Origin of the sequence: Vibrio sp. B4-6, assembly GCF_963888245.1 — a bacterium.
GTDB lineage: Bacteria > Pseudomonadota > Gammaproteobacteria > Enterobacterales > Vibrionaceae > Vibrio > Vibrio anguillarum.
Map to the genome: position 1 here is coordinate 1 of NZ_CAWPIM010000051.1, position 1,194 is coordinate 1,194.

The 1,194-nt window shown below is 38.1% G+C and carries 1 protein-coding gene and 1 pseudogene; both read right to left on the reverse strand.

Features of this window, described 5'->3' with window-relative positions:
• Positions 1 to 787, reverse strand: a pseudogene (locus AACV20_RS12875) (hypothetical protein); the annotation flags it as partial.
• A 53-nt stretch (positions 788 to 840) separates the two neighbouring features.
• Positions 841 to 1,161, reverse strand: a complete 321-nt coding sequence (locus AACV20_RS12880; RefSeq protein ID WP_002053845.1) for a hypothetical protein — start codon at positions 1,159 to 1,161, stop codon at positions 841 to 843.
• Positions 1,162 to 1,194 lie beyond the last annotated feature (33 nt).

Consider the following 1,194-nt stretch of genomic DNA (forward strand, 5'->3'; position numbering starts at 1 on the left):
TACCTTTGATATCTAGTACAAGAATTTTCGCAATGTGTTCTGGACGACTTAGGCATTGCTTTATGTCTTCCACGTCATCCGAAGCCATAAACCCTATGTGATCCACAAACACCAACCACCATTCAGGGTATTTGCTATAGTTGGACTGAATTTTCATGACCTTTTCGTCAATACAGTGGTTTGTATCCTTGGCATAGGTATCAACAACCCAACCACCACTATCTTCATCAACCTCAATACCAACTTTATATTTTACATCCCTAACAGGATGCTCTAGTTCAATATCAAACTGTACATTTTGGTGGAGTTTACAAGAGTAAGGTATTGGCTCACCTGCAAGTTGAAATTTATTTATTGCTTCTTCTAAGTTGCTCACTATCGAAGACAACTTTCCAACTGGACGCTTATAGGAAACTGTCACAAAGTACCTTTTGGACGTTTTATCCAAAGGATATTTCGATAGTTTTCTTCGAATAGCATCCATTAAACGGAATTGATCCGTTTCTAAGCCAATGGTCTTGTTGGCGCCCCGAAATTGCTGATTTAATCGCCGAACTTCAATTGCAATTTTACCGTTGACGAGAAAGTCAGGAGACACATTACCATCAGGCTCATGAATCACTTTATCAAAGCGAGTAGCTAAGTACTCACGAACAATGTTTTCATCTTCATTTGAACTCATGATTTCATCCGAAATATAACGCCCGCTTAAGGGGCAGCCAACGCTACTACCAACTTTCCGCATAACACCGTAACCACAAAAAACAACGCATAGTAAAAATGCCACGCGTTGGCTGTCCCTCTTGAAGCGTTTGTTATGCTAATTGTCTTGCAATGACCTTACTGATGAGTTTCATCAATTTTTTCATATAACTTAGCGATATGTTCATTGGTTTCAGTTGCGTTTAATTGCTGGCGACTCTCGATTACTTGGGTATTGTACTCAACAAGCTTTTGAATAAAGACGTCAAAAAATCCAAGCGGTGCTATTAGTGTAACAACAATGGAAATCAACATAATCTCAAGAAGCCAAGCTTTAAAGAAAAAATATGACAAGACTAGAGTTAAGGCCATAAAGATCTTAAACAGCTTCGTAAACTTGCTTAATTTAAGTGCTAATTCAATATCACCAGTTAGTAACTTTTCAGCATATTTATTCACATTGGTTCCTTACTCAAAATTAGCATAACGCCC